13 protein-coding genes are annotated in these 17,089 nt (G+C 61.9%); 7 read left to right on the forward strand and 6 right to left on the reverse strand.

Translation table 11 applies throughout. The features are described from left to right. Nucleotides 1–179: 179 nt before the first annotated feature. From KDW96_RS02095 to KDW96_RS02105, 3 genes are all read right to left on the reverse strand, one after another. Nucleotides 180–959: an enoyl-CoA hydratase-related protein gene (locus tag KDW96_RS02095; protein WP_255838743.1), complete on the reverse strand. Its 780-nt coding sequence runs from the start codon at nucleotides 957–959 to the stop codon at nucleotides 180–182. Between the two features lie 65 nt (nucleotides 960–1,024). After that, complete coding sequence (locus tag KDW96_RS02100; protein WP_255838744.1) at nucleotides 1,025–2,677, reverse strand: acetate--CoA ligase; 1,653 nt, start codon at nucleotides 2,675–2,677, stop codon at nucleotides 1,025–1,027. Between the two features lie 574 nt (nucleotides 2,678–3,251). Beyond that, the gene (locus tag KDW96_RS02105) at nucleotides 3,252–4,151 is read right to left on the reverse strand and encodes a LysR family transcriptional regulator (RefSeq protein WP_255838745.1); all 900 of its coding nucleotides are present in this window, start codon (nucleotides 4,149–4,151) and stop codon (nucleotides 3,252–3,254) included. A gap of 157 nt (nucleotides 4,152–4,308) precedes the next feature. Here KDW96_RS02105 and KDW96_RS02110 point away from each other — a divergent pair, with 157 nt between their 5' ends. From KDW96_RS02110 to KDW96_RS02125, 4 genes are read left to right on the forward strand one after another with little or no spacing between them, the layout of a single operon-like run. Next, nucleotides 4,309–5,826 carry a CoA-acylating methylmalonate-semialdehyde dehydrogenase gene (locus KDW96_RS02110; RefSeq protein ID WP_255838746.1) on the forward strand — a complete coding sequence of 506 codons (1,518 nt, stop codon included), beginning with the start codon at nucleotides 4,309–4,311 and terminating at the stop codon, nucleotides 5,824–5,826. A gap of 44 nt (nucleotides 5,827–5,870) precedes the next feature. Then, a complete protein-coding gene (locus KDW96_RS02115; protein ID WP_255838747.1) occupies nucleotides 5,871–6,644 on the forward strand; it encodes an enoyl-CoA hydratase in 774 nt (257 codons plus the stop codon). Between the two features lie 24 nt (nucleotides 6,645–6,668). Next, nucleotides 6,669–7,565 carry a 3-hydroxyisobutyrate dehydrogenase gene (gene mmsB, locus KDW96_RS02120; RefSeq protein ID WP_255838753.1) on the forward strand — a complete coding sequence of 299 codons (897 nt, stop codon included), beginning with the start codon at nucleotides 6,669–6,671 and terminating at the stop codon, nucleotides 7,563–7,565. Next, entirely contained in the window at nucleotides 7,562–8,650 is a 1,089-nt protein-coding gene (locus KDW96_RS02125) for an enoyl-CoA hydratase/isomerase family protein (RefSeq protein WP_255838754.1), read from the forward strand. The genes mmsB and KDW96_RS02125 overlap by 4 nt, the downstream gene beginning before the upstream one ends. Nucleotides 8,651–9,332: 682 nt before the next feature. Here KDW96_RS02125 and KDW96_RS02130 read toward each other — a convergent pair. Next, nucleotides 9,333–10,916 (reverse strand): aldehyde dehydrogenase (NADP(+)), encoded by a 1,584-nt coding sequence (locus KDW96_RS02130; RefSeq protein WP_255838755.1) that lies wholly within the window; start codon nucleotides 10,914–10,916, stop codon nucleotides 9,333–9,335. Between the two features lie 166 nt (nucleotides 10,917–11,082). Next, nucleotides 11,083–12,084 carry an AraD1 family protein gene (araD1, locus tag KDW96_RS02135; RefSeq protein WP_255838756.1) on the reverse strand — a complete coding sequence of 334 codons (1,002 nt, stop codon included), beginning with the start codon at nucleotides 12,082–12,084 and terminating at the stop codon, nucleotides 11,083–11,085. A gap of 123 nt (nucleotides 12,085–12,207) precedes the next feature. Between araD1 and KDW96_RS02140 the strand changes: the two genes are divergently transcribed. Then, nucleotides 12,208–13,137 (forward strand): LysR family transcriptional regulator, encoded by a 930-nt coding sequence (locus tag KDW96_RS02140; RefSeq protein WP_255838757.1) that lies wholly within the window; start codon nucleotides 12,208–12,210, stop codon nucleotides 13,135–13,137. Here KDW96_RS02140 and KDW96_RS02145 read toward each other — a convergent pair. Then, complete coding sequence (locus tag KDW96_RS02145; protein ID WP_255838758.1) at nucleotides 13,134–14,315, reverse strand: fumarylacetoacetate hydrolase family protein; 1,182 nt, start codon at nucleotides 14,313–14,315, stop codon at nucleotides 13,134–13,136. The two genes, KDW96_RS02140 and KDW96_RS02145, sit on opposite strands and share 4 nt — an antisense overlap. Nucleotides 14,316–14,538: 223 nt before the next feature. Here KDW96_RS02145 and KDW96_RS02150 point away from each other — a divergent pair, with 223 nt between their 5' ends. Next, nucleotides 14,539–15,480: a LysR family transcriptional regulator gene (locus KDW96_RS02150; RefSeq protein WP_255838759.1), complete on the forward strand. Its 942-nt coding sequence runs from the start codon at nucleotides 14,539–14,541 to the stop codon at nucleotides 15,478–15,480. Nucleotides 15,481–15,734: 254 nt separating this feature from the next. Continuing rightward, nucleotides 15,735–17,039 (forward strand): L-fuconate dehydratase, encoded by a 1,305-nt coding sequence (locus KDW96_RS02155; RefSeq protein ID WP_255838760.1) that lies wholly within the window; start codon nucleotides 15,735–15,737, stop codon nucleotides 17,037–17,039. Nucleotides 17,040–17,089 lie beyond the last annotated feature (50 nt).

Genomic DNA, 17,089 nt, shown 5'->3' on the forward strand with positions numbered 1-17,089 from the left:
ATTTATTCCGTCGCTTGTTTTGGCAAATGCATAATTTTTATACTTGTAAGTAAAGCCAGCACCACGCGAATGCTAAGACTTGGCACATCGGGCCATTTCATAACAACGCAGAGATTGCATCTACTTGCGTGCGCACCTCCTTACGGAAAATCTAACTTTGCCCGCATATGCTGTAAGTTCTATAAACCGCGCCACGTCGGTGGACGTTTCTCGACAAAGGCTCTTGCTCCCTCTTTTGCATCTTCTGAACGCATCACTTCGTTAAAGAATTCCAAGGACTCAGCGTCATCAAATTCGGCGACCTGCTTGACCGACATAGCCTCCACCACTGCAGATGCCCGCTTGCACGCGGATATAGCTAGGGGGGCCGCCGCGATTACTTTCTCTGCCAGTTCATAGGCAGCGCTGCGTAGCTGATCGGCGGGCACCACGGAATTAATCAACCCGTAAGTAGCCAATTCACTGGCCGTCATTTGCCGCCCGGTATAGAGCATTTCCATGGCAACGTTTCGCGGCAGGCGGTGGAGCAAACGCTGAACACTGACCAGAAAGGGAACATTGCCAATCAATGTTTCGGATAAGAAAAACCGGGCCTCGCAACTTGAAACGACAAGATCGCATGCCAACAGCAGCTCCAAGCCGCCCCCTACGCAGATGCCGTTGACCGCAGCGATCACGGGCTTGCCCAGGCCGGTAAAGTGGGTCAACCCAGCGAATCCATTTTTTCCGTAGTCGACGTCACCCTGCTTGGCATCCAGTTCCTTCAGGTCGCCACCGGTACAGAAAAACTTGTTGCCCGCACCAGTCAGAATGGCCACCCGATGGCAGGCGTCCATGCTGAACTCGGCGAACACCCGATTGAGCTCCAGGCTGGTTTCGGAATCGATGGCATTGGCCTTGGGACGATCCAATACAATCTCCAGAACCTGACCATTGCTCTTGACCTGAATGCCGGCCATGACCGTCCCCTCTTTTTTATTCGACCCGTAAAAGAACTGCCTTTCGTTTGCCTTCTCGGGCAACCTCAGGCCGCAACTTGCGTCTGTTGCACAAGTGACCGTCTCAGCTCACCACGCCGTATTTTTCCTGTTGACGTCACCGGAATCGTGTCGACGAAGATTATTTTCTTCGGGTAGCAATGGGCCGCTAGATTGCGCTTTACCAATGCCTGCAATTGCTCAACTAGTTGCTGCCCACCCTCGGCGCCAGCCTGCAGCTTTACCACTGCGACTATCGACTCCCCGCTGCGCTCGTCCGGAATACCGACCACAGCCACTTCAGCCACTGCAGGATGCAAGAGGATCTGCGCTTCGACTTCCTCGGGCCCTACACGCAAGCCATTGACCAAAATCAAATCATCCAAACGGCCGTAGTAATAAAGAAACCCCTGATCATCAAGCGCGCCTTGATCACCGGTGCGCATCCAGCCCCCGATGAACTTGTTGGCGGTTTGCTCCGGGCGGTTCCAGTAGCCCAGCATGTTGCAGGGCGAGTCATGCCAGATGGCAATTTCACCGTGCTGCCCTGCGGGTAGTTCACTCCCGGCGGCGTCGATGATGGTGACCTTCTTGCCGGGCGCCAGCCGACCTACCGATCCCTCCGGGGTGCTGTACAAGGTCGTACAGCCTACGGCCGTCTGATTCGATTCGGTCAGTCCAAACTCATCATTGACCGCTGCTGCAAAAGTTCTTTGCGCCCACCTCAAGACTTCAGGCGGCATCGCCTCCCCGCCAGTCATAATCGCCCGCACCTTGAAACTGGCTCCTTCGGGGACGGGCTCCTTGCTCATTGAGCGCAGGACCGCGGTGGCAAGGAATGGGCAGCTAATGTTATGAAGCTGCATAGCCTGATAGGCGCGTTCAATGGAGAAGCGTCCAGGTGTCACTACCACCGGGTGTCCTAGATAGAGCGCCGGAAAGACCAGATCACCCAATGACCCCAGCCAGGACCAGTCCGAGGCGGTCCAGAAGACGTCTCCGATCTGCGGCGCCATCTCAAACCCCAACTGCACACAAGGCAAATGGGCGTTGGCCATCCTGTGGGCGTGCAGCGCACCTTTCGGGGAGCCGGTGGTGCCGGACGTGTAGAAAATGAGGGCCGGGTCATCTGCGCGCGTGTCGGCCACGGGGAAATCACCATGGGAAGTCTGCAGCAGACTGTCGAAATCCACTTCAGCACCTACGGCTTGTTTATGCGTCACGACGACATGTCGGACGGTTGGCAGTCGCAGATCACCCAACTTGTCAGCGCCAGTCCGGTTCGTGACAACGAGACCGGCTTCGCAGTCGTTCACACGGAATGCCAAGCCCTCGCCGGAATAGAGCCCGGCAACAGGGACCGAGATAGCGCCGACTTTAAAGCAGGCCAGGTGGGCCAGCAGCGCTTCAACGTCTTGCCCCAATGACACAATCACGCGATCGCCGCGAGCAACGCCAAGCTCGACAAATGCGTGGGCCAAGTTATCAGACAAGCGCTTAAGGTCGGCGAAGGTATAGTTCCGGACACGTCCATCAACATCCTCGATGATTGCCGTGGCCAGGGGCCTTGCAAGTGCATGCCGATCACAAATCTCGGTTGCGATGTTCAACGCATCCGGAATTGCCCAACTAAACTCTTCCATCATTTGCTCATACGAGCCGACGTTCGTTCGAATCAACACGCTAGTAATCTCCGCCATTTTTATTCTTGCCGGCAGGTCTCTCGGACGCGGGCTTATGTTGTCGAAGGACTGCCTTTCCCTTCGAATGAAAAAAGTCTCGCGTAAAGCTGCGATGCGGAATAACGATATATTTCTCTAACGGATATCGAGATTTCCGATACCCACCGGCGCTATACCAACCGACTCTATGCGCACGAGGAATCACGCTCCCGCGACTCCAGTCCACAGGCTCAACTGCCTGACGTCGCAGCTCCGTATCTGAATGAGACGCACGGGATGCCAATGCCACCGGGGCAGGTAAAGGGTCGATTCCGCTTGCAGCGTTTCTGCTATCGATTGAACGCCCTGGAGTGGCAGCCAGAGGTTTGCCCGTGACATAGGCGAAAGATCGAGAAGCGGCTAGAGCTCACTGCGGCGCTATGCAGCGCTCGATGACGGCCGTGGTTAGCAAGCAAGGCCTGAGGGGTCGACTGCGTGATTACCGTGATGCACTCCTTGGGCAGCCCGTCAGGCCGCCATGGGGCACAGCGCCAAGCCATAAGCGACAGCATGCTCCTTGGACACCATAGCCCGTGCCGCCTTGCTTTATCCTTCAACAGCTCTCGGCGCCCATCAAGCGCGGCCGATTCCGTTCTGCCATCTCCCGTAGAAAGTCCCAAGTCGCTCGCATGCGGGCGAGGTCTTTTAGCTCTATGGGCATCAGCATCCAGAAGGTCCGAGAAAACTCGATTTCATCACTCAATACGCGACCAAGCCGGGGGTCGCTGTCTGCAGAAAAGGCCGGAAGAATGGCGACGCCAGCCCCGGCAGCAGCGGCCTCCTGCTGCGCCAGAATGCTTGTACTGCGCAGGGCGACGTGATGCGGCTTGCCAATCTCGTCGAGGTACAGCAACTCCTTGCTGTACAGCAGATCCTCGATGTAGCTGACGAAGGAATGTGTTCGCAGGTCCTCTCGAGTCCGGATGGGAGGATGCTGCTCTAGATAGCCGACCGAGGCATAGAGCTTGAGCACGTAATCGGTCAGCTTGGTGATGATGAAAGGCCCGCGCTCAGGTCGCTCCAGGGTTATCACGATATCGGCCTCATGCCGTGACAGGTGCACCATGCGCGGCACGGCCAGAAGATCGACCCCAAGGTTCGGATAACGCCGGGTGAGCTCAGCCAGCTGCGGCGCCAGCATCATCGAACCGTACCCCTCGGTGGCACCGATACGAACAAGTCCCGACAAGTTATCGAGCGGATCTGTCCTTGACTTCTCGATGACCGCGCACGCGCTTTCCATGGTTTCAGCCTGGGGCAGCAACGTGCGACCGGCTTCCGTCAATTGGTACCCCGCGGCACTGCGGATGAACAGCTGCGTATCCAGCGACTTCTCCAATGCCTGAACGCGTCGCGCCACGGTCGTGTGGTCTACACCCAACCGACGCGCCGCAGCCGTCAGCTTGCCCGCCCTCGAGAGCTCGAGGAAGTAACGCAGATTGTCCCAGTCCATACAGTCCTCGTTAATGTGCATTTATGCAGACTCGTACTGCACTTTACCGCATTGATATTAATAAAAACGCACTGCTAGGATCCACTCCAAGCTTTGAACAGCCCCCAACCGGTCGCGCTCAAGCGAAAGGCGCTCACTCACCTGGAGTTCTAAATCCATGCAAAAGACAGCTGAAAGCTCAGTTCCAACGGTCAAGTTGCTGATCAATGGCGAACTCGTCGAGTCGCGCAGCAGCGAGTGGCGTGACGTAGTCAACCCAGCCACTCAGGAAGTATTGGCGCGCGTTCCCTTCGCCACTCAAGATGAAATGGATGCCGCCGTAGCCAGCGCCAAGGAAGCCTTCAAGACCTGGCGTAAGACACCGATCGGTGCCCGTGCGCGGATTTTCCTCAAGTACCAGCAGCTGATCCGCGAAAACATCAAGGAACTGGCGGCCACGCTTACGGCCGAACAGGGCAAGACACTGGCAGATGCCGAAGGCGACGTGTTTCGCGGCTTGGAAGTGGTGGAGCACGCCGCGAGCATCGGCACTCTGCAGATGGGAGAGCTGGCCAACAATGTCGCCGGCGGAGTCGACACCTACACCTTGCTGCAGCCGCTGGGCGTGTGCGCCGGCATCACCCCGTTCAACTTCCCGGCAATGATCCCGCTGTGGATGTTTCCGATGGCCATCGCGACCGGCAACACCTTCATCCTGAAACCCTCCGAACAGGACCCGCTGGTGACCATGCGCCTGGTAGAACTAGCCTTGGAAGCGGGCATCCCGAAAGGAGTCCTGAACGTCATTCACGGCGGTGTCGATGCAGTGAACCTGCTGTGCGATCACCCGGATATCAAGGCTGTTTCCTTCGTCGGCTCGACCAAAGTTGGCACCCACGTCTACAACCGCGCCACCCAGAACGGCAAGCGTGCCCAGTGCATGATGGGCGCGAAGAACCACGCCGTGGTCCTGCCGGATGCCAACAAGCAGCAGACCCTGAACAATCTGCTCGGCGCCTCCTTCGGCGCTGCCGGGCAGCGCTGCATGGCGTTGCCTGTGGTGATCCTCGTAGGTGAGGCGCAGGCTTGGCTACCCGAGCTGATCGAGCGGGCCAAGACGCTCAAGGTCAGCGCCGGCACCGAGCCAGGCACTGACGTAGGTCCTGTGGTGTCATGCAGCGCCCTGGATCGAGTCAGCAGCCTGATCGCCAGCGGTATCGAGGAAGGCGCCAAGCTCGAGCTGGATGGCCGCAACCCAAGCGTGCCGGGTTACCAGGACGGCAATTTTGTCGGCCCAACCATCTTTTCCGGGGTTAGTACCCAGATGACGGTCTACCGCGAGGAAATCTTCGGGCCGGTACTCTGCGTAATGCCTGCCGCCAACCTGAGCGAAGCGATCGAGTTGATCAACGCCAACCCCAACGGCAACGGAACCGCCTTGTTCACCCGCTCCGGCGCAGCTGCCCGTCACTTCCAGGAAGAGATCGACGTCGGCCAGGTAGGCATCAACGTGCCGATCCCGGTGCCGGTTCCGCTGTTCTCCTTCAGCGGCTCGCGCGCCTCCAAGCTCGGCGACCTTGGCCCGTACGGCAAGCAGGTGGTGACCTTCTACACCCAGACCAAGACGGTCACCCAGCGCTGGTTCGACGAGGACGACACCAGCGCCGTGGTGAACACCACCATCACCCTGAAATGATCTCTCCAGGTCGGCCTCGCGCCGGCCTCCCAAGGAGTACGACTATGGACTTCCAAACCATACTGGTCGAGGTTGAACAGCGCGTCGGTCTGATCACCCTGAATCGACCCCAGGCGCTGAATGCCCTGAACAGTCAACTGATCTCCGAGCTGAACCAGGCGCTGGATTACCTGGAAGCCGACCCTGAGGTCGGCTGCCTGGTAATCACTGGCTCGAACAGGGCCTTCGCCGCTGGCGCGGACATCAAGGAGATGGTCGACAAGCGTCACCCACAGATTTACCTGGAAGACTTCTTCTCTGCCGCCGACCGCGTCGCCGCCAGGCGCAAGCCGCTGATCGCAGCGGTAGCGGGCTACGCCCTGGGCGGAGGCTGCGAACTGGCGCTGATGTGCGATTTCATCTATGCGGCTGACAATGCCCGCTTCGGCCTGCCGGAGCTGTCGCTGGGCGTGATCCCAGGGATCGGCGGCACTCAGCGCCTGACCCATGCCCTGGGCAAGGCCAAGGCCATGGAGCTGTGCCTGACCGGGCGCCAGCTTAGCGCAGAGGAAGCCGAACGCGCCGGCCTGGTAGCCCGCGTGTTCCCGGAGGCGGAGCTGCTCGAGCGAACTCTGAAGACTGCCCGCGACATCGCCAGCAAGTCACTGCCCGCCACTCTGATGGTGAAGGAGTGCGTCAACCGCGCGCTTGAAATCAGCCTGGCCGAAGGCGTGCGCTTCGAGCGGCGCCTGTTCCATTCGCTGTTCGCCAGCGCTGACCAGAAGGAAGGCATGAGCGCCTTCGTGGAAAAGCGACCACCGCAATTCAAGCACTGCTAGCCCCCTATTCAAGAGGTAGTCACCATGCATATCGGATTTCTTGGCCTCGGCAACATGGGCGGCCCTATGGCCCGCAACCTGCTCAAAGCCGGCCACAGCCTGACCGTCTTCGATCCTTTCCCGCAGGCCGTTTCCGCCTTGGTGGAAGCCGGCGCCGCGGCTGCCGCTTCCCCGGCCGCAGTGGCCGAGGCGAATGTCGATGTAATCATCACCATGCTGCCGACCGCCGCCCATGTGAAGGAAGTCTATCTCGGCAAAGATGGGCTTCTTGCCCATGCCAGCCAAGGCGTTCTGCTGATCGACAGCTCCACTATCGATCCGCTTAGCGCTCGCGCGGTCGCAAAACTGGCCACCGCTCAAGGTAACCCGATGCTCGATGCGCCGGTCTCCGGCGGCACGGGCGGTGCAGCGGCAGGCACCTTGACCTTTATGGTCGGCGGTTCGGTGAGTGTGTATGACCAGGCTCTTCCGATCCTTTCGGCCATGGGCAAGAACGTCGTCCACTGCGGCGATAGCGGCAACGGCCAGGTGGCCAAGATCGCCAACAACATGCTACTCGGCATCTCCATGGCAGGCGTAGCCGAAGCAATGGCACTGGGCGTAGCACTGGGCATGGACGCGAAAGTTCTAGCTGGCATCATCAACGCTTCCAGCGGGCGTTGCTGGAGTTCGGAAATCAACAACCCTGTACCTGGTGTGCTGGACAGCGCCCCAGCGTCGCGCGGTTACAGCGGCGGCTTCGGCACTGACCTGATGCTCAAGGACCTGGGACTGGCCACCGAGGCAGCCAAGCATGCACGCCAGCCAGTGCTCCTCGGGGCCGCAACTCAGCAGCTATACCAGAGCCACAGCCTTCAGGGGTATGGTGGTTTGGACTTCTCCTCGATCATCAAGCTGTACCAGATGGGCAATCAGGCATGAGCAACATCCTGTCTTGCGTACTGGCCGATGTGCGCAACGGCGTTGGCCACTTGACCCTCAACCGCCCCGACGACCTGAACGCTCTTACGCTGCCCATGGTGCGCCAGTTGTTCCGATACCTAGGGGCCTGGGAAAAGGATTCGGCAATCCGTGCCGTAGTTCTGCGTGGGGCAGGCAATAGAGCCTTCTGTGCCGGCGGCGACATCCGCCAGCTATATGAAAGCCACAGGACCGGCGATAACCAGCACGAGTTGTTCTTCGAGGAGGAATATGCCCTCGACGAATACCTGCACAACTACCCCAAGCCAGTGCTCGCGCTGATGGATGGTTTTGTCCTCGGTGGCGGCATGGGCTTGGCCCAAGCCGCCACACTGCGGGTCATCAGCGAACGCACCCGGATGGGCATGCCGGAGGTCGGCATTGGCTTTTTCCCGGATGTTGGCGGTAGCTATTTTCTACCGCGTCTGCCGGGCGAGCTGGGGCTCTATCTGGGCGTGACTGGCACTCAAGTGCGCGCCGCCGATGCTATTTACAGCGGTCTGGCCGACTACTGTCTGTCTAGTGCGCGGTTTCCCGAACTGGACAAGACCCTGGATCAGATGACGTGGAGCAGCGCACCATTGGAAGACCTCAACAGCCTGATCAAAAGCCTAGCCAGCGAGCAGGTCCTCGGGTCAGAGCTGAAAGCCTATCGTCAGGCGATAGACCAGTATTTCAACCTGCCTGATCTCCCGACAATTCGTACGGCGTTGCAAAGCGAGGAACGTCCCGAATTGCTCGACTGGGCCGAGGAAACGGTTCGCCTGCTCGACAGTCGCTCGCCATTGTCCATGGCTGTGACCCTGGAGTTACTGCGCCGCGGACGCTACCTCAGTCTCGGTGACTGCTTCGCAATGGAACTGCACCTAAGCTACCAGTGGTTCGACAAAGGCGACCTCATAGAGGGTGTCCGCGCGCTGATCATCGACAAGGACAAGAATCCGCAGTGGAACCCACCGACCCTGGCAGACCTGGAGCCGGTAGGGATTCAATCCTTCTTCAGAGGCTTTCGCCCAGCCACTGGCAAGCCTCTTCGTAAAGCCTGATCGAAGGTAGGTAACGGCAATGCGTGATACGCAGAGCTAAGTAGATAACAGCGAACTACTCCATCCCTTGCACCCCATGCCAGCGGTTGAGTGCATAAATCGCTGATTTTTCATCATTATCTAGGCACTCACTACAACCGATGTCCTATGCTAGCTGACGAATTTCAACGATTTCCGGCAAAACTTCCTGAGTGCCTCTCGCGGTGGCCGCAGAAGGACTTAACCCACTGTCCGGAACGGGATGGCCACTACAGATCAACCTTTCCGGACCAGATGCCGTGATGCCCCCCTTCGCCCAGGAGCAGTTTCTGAATTCGCTGTTAGCTACTCGCGACAGCATATCGGGCGAGTTGGGGAGCTTAAAGAGACAGCTGTGAAGCGCCAAGAACAGCTGATTGGCGAGTACTGAAAGTTGGAGGACTACAGCGCCCCTCGTCGATTAACCACCTGCCGAATGTGACAGCCCGACTCACACACGCGGAGGAGATGCTGATGGCGGCGTTGATGTTGTTTGCGATGAGCTACGCGGTCATGCTACCCCAGCAGCAACCCATCCCCGATTACAGAAACGCTGCAATCATCAGGTGACAGATCACGATGGATCGGAGGCCAGGCGCCGTACCTGACAACCGATGACTCGTCCTCCATGGCACGGCACCGGTTGCCTGATGTTGCCCGCTAACTAGTCCAATGCCGCTCGACTGGTTACGCCGTCCACAAGGCGCTGGATTCCCAGCGGGTTGGCGCTCTGTAGGGCTTCAGGGAGAATCTCATCCGGGTAGTTCTGGTAGCACACCGGACGCAAGAAGCGATTGAGCGCCAAAGTGCCAACCGAGGTACCGCGAGCGTCGGAAGTTGCCGGGTATGGTCCGCCATGGACCATGGAATCGCACACCTCGACACCGGTCGGGTAGCCGTTGAGCAACACCCGACCGGCCTTTACTTCCAGTAACGGCAGCAGGCCACGGAAGGCGCTCAGGTCGTCGCGCTCAGCGATCAAAGTAACGGTTAGCTGACCGTGCATGCTCTGCAGCGCGCGGGTCAGCTCAGCGCTGTCGGCGACTTCGACGACAATGATGGTTGGGCCAAACACTTCTTCCTGCAGCAGGTGGTCGCCTTCGAGCAACATGCTGACATCCGCCTTGAACAGTTGCGGCTGCGCCTGGTTGCCCGCCTGCTCACTACCGGCCAGGTGGATAACCTTGGCATGGGCCTGCAGATTTGCCACGCCACTGGCGTAGCTGCGCAGGGTGCCGGCATTGAGCATGGTCTGCGGCGGCTGGCTGACGACGGCGTCTGCAAGCTGGGCGACGAACTCGCTGAACTGGGCACTGCGAATACCCAGGACCAGACCAGGCTTGGTGCAGAATTGACCGCAACCGAGCACTACGGAACCCGCAAGCTCCTTGGCCACGGTGGCGGCGCGTGCCTGCAGCGCGCCAGGCAGGACGACCACCGGGTTTACGCTAGACATCTCGGCAAAGACCGGAATCGGCTGCGGACGGGCCGCGGCCAGGTCGCACAGTGCTCGGCCACCCTTGAGCGAGCCGGTGAAGCCGACGGCCTGAATCGCTGGATGCTTGACCAGCGCCTCACCGACGCCAGAACCGAAGATCATGTTGAACACGCCCTTGGGCATGCCGGTCTTATCAGCAGCACGGATGATAGCATCGGCCACGCACTCGGCCGTGGCCATATGGCCGCTGTGCGCCTTGAACACCACCGGGCAACCGGCGGCCAGTGCCGCAGCGGTATCGCCGCCGGCGGTTGAGAAGGCCAGCGGGAAGTTGCTGGCACCGAACACCGCGACCGGGCCAACGCCTATCTGGTATTGGCGCAGATCCGGACGCGGCAGCGGCTTGCGATCCGGCAGAGCGCGGTCGATACGCGCACTGTAGAAGTCGCCACGCCGCAGCACCTTGGCGAACAGGCGCATTTGCCCGCTGGTGCGTCCGCGCTCACCCTGAATACGAGCCGTCGGCAAGGCAGTCTCGCGGGTCACCAGGGCAACGAAGTCGTCACCCAGGGCATCCACCTCGTCGGCGATAGCGTCGAGGAATTCGGCGCGGCGCAACGCCGAAAGGCTGCGAAATAGCGGGTAGGCCTCGGCTGCGGCCTGGGCGGCGGCATCAACCTCTTCGGGCGTAGCCTGGATGAATGCATAGGGCAGCGCTTCACCGCTGCTGGCATCGAGGCTCCTGTGCTCGATGCTGCCAGCGGCGCGGCGCTCGCCGCCGATGTAGTTGTGACCAGTCAAATTCAGCACGACGTTCTCCTGCCAGGGGAGCGGCGGCGGTATCGCCACCGACATTGGATCAACGGGAAAGCCCCCGGCCTTGTGGGCCGAGGGTTGGCAACCTGCTATGCGGCTGCCGAAAGAGTATTGATAGGAAGACGCCCGGCCCCTCGTGAGGACACGGACTGGCCCCGCATCACAGCGGGCGCACGCCCCCGACGGCAACGCCGGGCGCCTGCACGTGAATACCATTGCGAAGCGGCTCGCCAAAGGCATCCAGACTGACCTCGAAAGTGTCGCCCGGTTGCGCCTTGACACCATCGGCGAAGGACAAGGTCGCGGTGCCAAAGAAATGCACATGGACGTCGCCCGGACGCAGGAACTGGCGGTACTTAAAGTGGTGGTACTCGAGGTTCTCCAGGGTATGGCACATGTTGTCCTCGCCGGAAAGGAACTCCTTTTCCCAGAGCACCTGGTCGCCACGGCGGATACGGCTGATGCCGGACAGGTGACGGGGCAGTTCGCCTATCAGCATCTCTGGACCGAAGGAGCAGAAACGCAGCTTTGAATGAGCCAGGTACAGGTAGTTCTTGCGCTCGGTGACGTGGTCGGAAAATTCGTTGCCGAGGGCGAAACCAATGCGGTACGGCTGGCCATCCTCGGCGACCACGTACAGACCGGTCAGCTCTGGCTCCTCACCGAAGTCTTCGGCGAAATCAGGGACCGGGAAGTCCTCGCCGGGTCGCACGACGATGCCGCCGTCGCCCTTGTAGAACCACTCCGGCTGGGCGCCTGCGTTGCCAGCTGCTGGCCGACCACCGGCCATGCCCCACTGGAACATCTGCATGGTGTCGGTGAGCTTGCCTTCGGCCTGCTGTGCTTCGGCCTGCTGATGCATCTTGTCGCGGGTCGAAGCGCTACCGAGATGAGTCAAGCCGGTGCCGGATACCAGGCAGTGCGCTGGATCGGAGTGATCCAGCGGTGCCAGCACGCGACGCTGTTCGAGCAGCTCGGCATACAGCGGGCCGGGCTCAACGCCCAGTCGCTCGATCTCGGCGATCAGGTCGTGACCGTTGCGAATAGCTAGCAGCGCCAGCTCACGGGTGGTAGCAACCCCCTTGACCACACCGATGCGTTCGCCACCAACAACACCGACATGGCGCTGGCCTTGTTCGTTCTCGAATTGAATCAACCGCATAGCCGGAGCTCCTGTTCTTGTGTGCTTCATATCTGCAGCGAAACGATGCCGGCCACTTTAAAAATCCCCGGTGATGCTGCCTAATGAAAGCTTCTGATAGAGCGATAACTTTTAGTCATTACCATGATCGCGTCCCTACCCTCCATCGTCTCGCGCCTGCGCCTGAAGCAACTGCGCCTGCTCATCGCCCTCGACGAGCAGGGCTCCCTGCACCGTGCGGCCGAACAGGTGGCGATCAGCCAACCAGGCGCCACCAAGGCGCTGCACGAAATCGAGACCACCTTCGGCACCAGCCTGTTCACCCGCACCAGCCAGGGGCTGACGCCTAACGACCTGGGCCGTTGCGTGATCCGCTACGCGCGGCTGATCCATAGCGATCTGGCGCACCTGCGCGAAGAAATGCTTGGCATCGTTCAGGGCCATGGCGGACGCCTGTCCGTGGGGCTGATCATGGGGGCCGTGCCGCTGCTGATGCGCGCCCTGACGCGCCTGCGCGACAAGCAGCCGGAGCTGTCGGTGGAAATAGTCGAGGACACCAGCGCGCGCCTGCTCAGCCTCATCGACCAAGGCCGCCTGGATCTGGCCATCTGCCGCAGCAGCGTCAGCCGGCGGCCGGACGCCTACGACTGCCTGAGCCTGCACGAGGAACAGCTGGTACTGGTGGCGCACCCCAATCACCCGCTGGCCGGCGCCGAGCAGTTGGAGCTGGCGCAGCTCGGCGGCTGTCGCTGGGTGGTTTACCCGACCAACATGCCGATGCGCCTGCTGCTGGAGCGCGAGTTCAGCCAGGCCGGCCTGGAGTTCCCGCGCTATCCGCTGGAGACCGCCTCGACCTTCACCCTGCTGAGCCTGCTGCAGCAGGACCGGCAGCTGGTGGCGCTGATGCCGCGCGAGGTGGCGCAGTTCAGCGAGGGCTTCGGCATGATCCGTCGCCTGCCGCTGCAACTGCGTTCGCGCAGTGAGCCCTATGGTGTGCTCAGCCGCCACGGCAGCCCGCTGTCGCCCCCCGCACAACTGCTGCTGGAGGAGCTGCAGCGGGACACCACGCCCTAGAGCAGGCGGCGCGCACCGAGGTTGCCGATCAGATCGCGCAGGCCGAAGGTCCAGGGCGCCACTTCGTCGCTGCGGTTGACCCGATTGTGCAGCACGCCCAGCTTGGCGCTGCCAATGCTGACTCGATCGTGCAACTTGTGGGTGAAGCCACCGCCCGGCTGACCGCGATCCTCGGTGGGGGCAAAGAGGGTGCCGAGGAACAACAGGAAACCGTCCGGGTACTGGTGATTGCGGTTCAGCGTCTGCTCCACCAGGTCCAGCGGATCGCGGCTGATCTGCGCCATGGAACTGCTGCCGTCGAGAACGAAGCCGTCCTCCCCCTCGACCCGCAGCTCGACCACGCACTCGCGCACATCATCGAGGCTGAAGCTGTCGTCGAACAGACGGATGAAGGGGCCGATCGCGCACGAGCCATTGTTGTCCTTGGCCTTGCTCAGCAGCAGCGCGCTGCGCCCTTCGAAGTCGCGCAGGTTGACGTCGTTGCCCAGGGTAGCGCCGAGAACCGTGCCGCGGCTGTTGACCACCAGTACCACCTCGGGCTCCGGGTTGTTCCAGGCCGAGCCGGGATGGATACCGATCTCGCTGCCGCTGCCGACTGCCGCCAGCACCGGCGCTTTGGTGAAGATCTCGGCGTCCGGGCCGATGCCCACCTCCAGGTACTGCGACCACAGGCCCTGCTCGATCAGCAGCGTCTTGAGCCGCTGCGCGCTCTCGGAGCCCGGCTGGACGCTGGCCAGGTTGTCGCCGATCACCGCGCGCACCTTGCCGCGAATGGCCTCGGCGCTCTGTGGGTCGCCGCCGGCGCGCTCCTCGATCACCCGCTCGAGCATGCTGGCGGCGAAGGTCACCCCGGCCGCCTTGATCACCTGTAGATCCGCCGGCGCCAGCAGGCTCGGCAGCGCCGGGTTGCGCAGGCTGCCGCTGTTGGCCAGCAGCTCGGCGACACTGGCGATGCGTCGGCCGGTCGACTCGTGCAGGCGGGTCAGCAGATCGGGCAGTTCCAGCAGGCCGCTGAGGGTCGGCGCCAACCCCGTCAGGTCGTACACGCCATCCTCGCGCAGCAGCACCGGCGACGGGCCGGCGACCTCGCCGGGAATCCAGGCGCGGCCGATCAGGGTGCCCCGCAAGCCATCGACGGGAAGGGTATTTTCAGGAGTGAGCAGCAGCGGACTGGGCATTGGCGTCTTTACCTTGGTGGGAGAATGCGAATGCCGCCTTCGGCTGACCCGGAACCGCTCAGCAGGGTCAGCCGGACCTGCTGCCGTGCGCGATAAGGCACGGCAGGCTTGTACGGCGGCGCGACGGATGCGACTTTAGGCATCCTGCGCCGCAGGCTTCTAATGACATTTCCTCAAGGGCCGATATGACTTCGTTATCACTCCACTCGCCGGCCTGCCGCCCATGACCGGCGACTCCAGCAACCTGCCGGCCCTGAAGAACTGGCTGAAATTCCGCCATCTGTCGCTGATCGCGACGCTCGCGCGCACCGCGAACATGCACACCACCGCCGAGCAGATGGGCCTCAGTCAGCCTGCCGTGAGCAAGATGCTGCGCGACATCGAGGAGCTGTTCGGCTTCCCGCTGTTCGAGCGCCTGCCCCGGGAGCTCCAACCCAGCGAGCTGGGGCTGGTGGTGATCCAGTACGCCGAACGCACCCTGAACGACGCCCAGCGTTTCACCCATCAGCTCGACACCCTGCGCAAGGGCGGCCATGGCTACGTCAAGATCGGCGCGATCTTCGCCGCCACTGCCGCGGCGCTGCCTGAAGCGCTGGCCGAGATCAAGCGCCGGCGACCGCTGCTGGTGGTCGAGTTGGTCGAGCAGACCAGCGACCACCTGCTGCACATGCTCGAGCACAAGCAACTGGACCTGGTGGTCGGGCGCTTTACCCACGCACGCCAACAGCATCGCTTCGACTTTCAGCCGCTGGCAGAGGAGCCCTTCTGGCTCGTGGCCAATCGCACGCACCCGCTGAGCGAAAGACGCGACATCCCGGCCGCCGAGCTCACCGAGTGGCCCTGGGTGCTGTACCCGCTGGACACGCCCATGCGCCAGATGCTCGAGCAGGTGCTCAGCCAGCTGCAAATAGCACCGCCGAACAACATCATCGAAACCACCTCGGTGCAAACCACCCAGCATCTGCTGCAGCACAGCCAGACCCTGGCCCTGCTGCCGGAGGCCGTCGCCCGCCAGCAGGTCGAGCAGGGCCGCCTCTGCGTCCTGTCGACGCCGCTGATCACCCAGCCGCTGAGCTTCGGCATCCTCACGCGCAAGCAAGAGGCACCCTCGGGCAATGCCCAGGAGCTCATCGACATCCTCCTCGCCGGACGCGCCCAGGACTAGCGCCCGCCGGCCGCACGCAACGTGCGGCCGGGCCCGGATAACCTGCTGTTATTGCGCGATGAGCAAGCCTCATTAGACGCCCCGCGGTACCTGCCATAACGTCAATTCCGCTGCCTGCCGGGCGCCCCCGCAGCGTTTGCACGGCGGCGCCCGGCACATCCCGACCCGTAGGCCAGGACCGCGCTCAAGGCGCAGGACCAGGGCCCCGAGGGAACCATAACAACAACGCCAGACACTGCTAGGTAACTCGACTTATGCCAACTATCACCCGCGTCGACGTGCAGGACATCCGCTTCCCGACCTCCCGCGAGCTCGACGGCTCGGATGCGATGAACGCCGCTCCCGACTACTCCGCCACTTACGTGACCCTGCACACGGATACCGCCTCGGGCCTACAGGGCCATGGCCTGACATTCACCATCGGTCGCGGCAACGAGATCTGCGTGGCCGCGGTGAAATCCCTGGCGCCGCTGATCGAGGGCCGCAGCCTGTTCTCGATCTGCGCCGACATGGGCGGCTTCTGGCGCCACATCACCAGCGGCGATAGCCAGCTGCGCTGGATCGGCCCGGACAAAGGGGCGATTCACTTGGCCACCGCCGCCATCGTCAACGCGGTCTGGGACCTGTGGGCCAAGGCCGAGGGCAAGCCCGTATGGAAGCTGCTGTGCGACATGTCGCCCGAGCAATTGGTGAGCTGCCTGGACTTCCGCTTCGTCACCGATGTCCTGACCCCGGAGGAAGCCCTGGCACTGCTCAAGCGCAAGGCCGCCGGCAAGGCCAGCCGCGAGGAGGAAATGCTTGAGCAGGGCTACCCCGGCTACACCACCTCGGCCGGCTGGCTCGGTTACTCAGACGACAAGATTCGCCGCCTGGCACGCGAGGCACTGGCCGAGGGCTGGACCCACTTCAAGCAGAAGGTCGGCGGCGACCTGCAGGAAGACATGCGCCGCGCCAGCATCCTGCGCGAGGAAATCGGCTGGGAGCGCGCGCTGATGATGGACGCCAACCAGATGTGGGATGTCGACGAGGCGGTGGCCAACATGCGCCAGCTCGCCCAGTTCGATCCGCTGTGGATCGAAGAACCCACCAGCCCGGACGACATCCTCGGCCACGCCGAGATCCGCCGGCGCATCGACCCAATCGGCGTGGCCACCGGCGAGCACTGCCACAACCGGATCATGTTCAAGCAGTTGCTGCAAGCCGGCGCCATCGACTACTGCCAGCTCGATGCCGCGCGCCTCGGTGGCCTCAATGAAGTCATCCTGGTGCTGCTGCTTGCGGCCAAGTACGACGTGCCGGTCTGCCCCCACGGCGGCGGCGTCGGCCTCTGCGAGTACGTGCAGCATATTGCGCTGTTCGACTATATCGCCGTTTCCGCTTCCCTCGAGGGACGCGTGCTGGAGTACGTCGACCACCTGCACGAGCACTTTCTCGATCCGGTACGGGTCCATCGCGGCCGCTACCAGGCGCCCACGGCGCCGGGCTACAGCATCAGCATGCATCCCGAGTCGCTCGCCCGCCACCTGTACCCCAGCGGGGCGGCCTGGCAGGCCGACTGAATCGCAGGGCCCGCCAAGAGCCACGCAAAACCCGCGAACTGCAAACCTGC

The sequence above is a fragment of the Pseudomonas benzenivorans genome (assembly GCF_024397895.1).
GTDB lineage: Bacteria > Pseudomonadota > Gammaproteobacteria > Pseudomonadales > Pseudomonadaceae > Aquipseudomonas > Aquipseudomonas benzenivorans_A.